The organism is Flavobacterium sp. (assembly GCF_043722275.1).
Classification (GTDB): Bacteria; Bacteroidota; Bacteroidia; order Flavobacteriales; family Flavobacteriaceae; genus Flavobacterium.
In genome coordinates this window covers 1-2,082 of the sequence record NZ_JAYSPC010000029.1, presented here as the reverse complement: position 1 = coordinate 2,082, position 2,082 = coordinate 1, and the positions used below count along the sequence as shown (strand labels likewise).

The 2,082-nt window shown below is 30.6% G+C and carries 2 protein-coding genes and 1 pseudogene; all 3 read left to right on the top strand.

The genetic code is table 11. The features are described 5' to 3' along the window. Positions 1–253 (top strand): annotated as a pseudogene (locus tag ACHZDT_RS03955) (rhomboid family intramembrane serine protease); the annotation flags it as partial. A 97-nt stretch (positions 254–350) separates the two neighbouring features. After that, positions 351–1,256 carry an IS1595 family transposase gene (locus ACHZDT_RS03950; protein WP_394773354.1) on the top strand — a complete coding sequence of 302 codons (906 nt, stop codon included), beginning with the start codon at positions 351–353 and terminating at the stop codon, positions 1,254–1,256. 35 nt (positions 1,257–1,291) lie between these two features. Next, positions 1,292–1,987, top strand: a complete 696-nt coding sequence (locus ACHZDT_RS03945; protein ID WP_394773353.1) for an SIMPL domain-containing protein — start codon at positions 1,292–1,294, stop codon at positions 1,985–1,987. Positions 1,988–2,082: the final 95 nt, after the last annotated feature.

Sequence of the window (2,082 nt, the reverse complement as noted above, 5' to 3'; positions counted from 1 at the left end):
TAATCAATTGGAGGTTTTTGGTTTTATTCCAGGCTATATTTACGGTTTTATTTATTTATTATCTTCTATTTATGGTATGAAAGCCAAAAATGATAATATCGGTCACACAGCCCATTTTGGTGGTGCAATAGGTGGTTATTTGATAACACTATGTAAAGATCCAGCAATGGTAACTGAAAACACTCAAACTGTAGTTTTGCTTTCCATTCCAATTATTTTGTTATTTGTTTTAGAAAAAACGGGAAAATTATAGTTTGGCACGCCATTTGTTTACTTATGTTTAATTTAAAAAATGATTGTCCGTAATTAGTCATAATTTAAGAAAATGTATTATCTTTATAAAAAAAGCTATGAATTTATTCAGTTTTACAGCAAATTTTGGAAGCGAAGAATCTTGTAGACTTCATTTTAAAGAAGAAAGAGACAAGATTGGAGTTCAATGTAAATGCGGAAGCAAAGAACATTTTTGGATAAAAAGTGTTTGGAGTTATGAATGTAAAAAATGTAGAAGTAGAATTTCTTTACGAAGTGGAACAATAATGCAAAGTTCTAATTTGTCCTTTTTGATTTGGTATAAAACTATGTTTTTAATGACCGCTACTAAAAAAGGATTTTCAAGCAAAGAAATTCAAAAGCAACTTGGATTAAAGCGATACGAACCAGTTTGGGCTATGGTTCATAAGTTACGAAAAGCAATGGGTAATAGAGATGCGCGCTATACTTTAGAAGGAATGATAGAATTTGACGAAGGATATTTTACTGTTGAATCATCAGAAATAGAGCAAGAAAAAGGGATTCGTGGTCGAGGCGCAGTAGGAAAAATGAACACCGCAATTATGGCTGAATCAACAATTTTAGAAGATATTGAAACAGGAAAAAAATCAAATCAATGCAGATATTTTAAAGCAAAAGTTTTAACAGATCATACCGCTGAGCAGATTAATGACACTATTAAAGAATCAATTTCAGAGAAAAGTATTCTTTTTTCAGACAAAAGTACATCATATATTGACATTGCAGACTTTGTTGAAATACACATAACAGAGAAATCCAATAAAGAAACAACAACAGAAACTTTGCGATGGGTTCATATTGCAATAAGTAATGCTAAACGTAATTTCTTAGGAAATTACCATAAAATAAAAGGAAAATATCTTCAATTATACCTAAATGAGTTTGTTTACAAGTTAAATAGAAGATATTTTGAAGAAAAACTATTCGATAGACTAGTAATTGCTGGGATTACAGGATTATGATAGAAAACGGACAATCAAATTTAAAAATAATAATTATGAAAAATTTAGTAGTAACATTAATTACATTTTTTACGGTGACGACATACGCACAAGAACAAAAAATGCCTCAAATTCCGCAAATAACAGTTTCTGGTGAAGGAAAAATAAAAGTTATTCCAGACCAAGGAATTATTTCTCTGGGAGTTGAAAATACGGGAAAAGAAGCTGCTGAGGTAAAAAAAGCGAATGATATTATTATAGAAAAAATTCTGAAATTTATAAAAAGCAATAATATTCCTGCTACCGATTTTCAGACCACAAATGTAAGTTTGAATAAGAATTACGATTACGAAAAAAAGAAATACAATTATGTAGCGAGCCAAACAGTTACAGTTATCTTAAAAGATTTGACAAAATACAATGAGTTTATGATGGGGATTACCGAAACCGGTGTAACCAACATACACGGTGTCGAGTTTAAATCATCAAAAATGGAAACTTACGAAGCCGAAGCTAGAAAAAAAGCTATTTTAAATGCTAAACAAAAAGCGTTAGATTATGTTTCGGTTTTAAACCAAAAAATAGGGAAAGCGTTAATGATTTCGGACAACTCGCAAACGTTTTATCCGCAACCAATGTTTAAAGGAGGCGTGATGGCAATGCAAGCAGATACATCTGCACCAAGAGAAACATTAGCAATTGGCGAAATAGAAATAAACGCAAACTTTCAAGTAACTTTTGTTTTAGATTAAAGTTTGAAGCTTGCTGAATAAAAAAAGCTGAACAAAATTGTTCAGCTTTTTTTAGTTTTTGGAAAAATGAAATAGATATAGTTGCTATAAACCGC

What these genes read in the sequence shown, in the direction of transcription:
- ACHZDT_RS03950 (WP_394773354.1), top strand. Translation starts at nt 351, where the DNA reads ATGAATTTATTCAGTTTTACAGCAAATTTTGGAAGCGAAGAATCTTGT.
- ACHZDT_RS03945 (WP_394773353.1), top strand. Translation starts at nt 1,292, where the DNA reads ATGAAAAATTTAGTAGTAACATTAATTACATTTTTTACGGTGACGACA.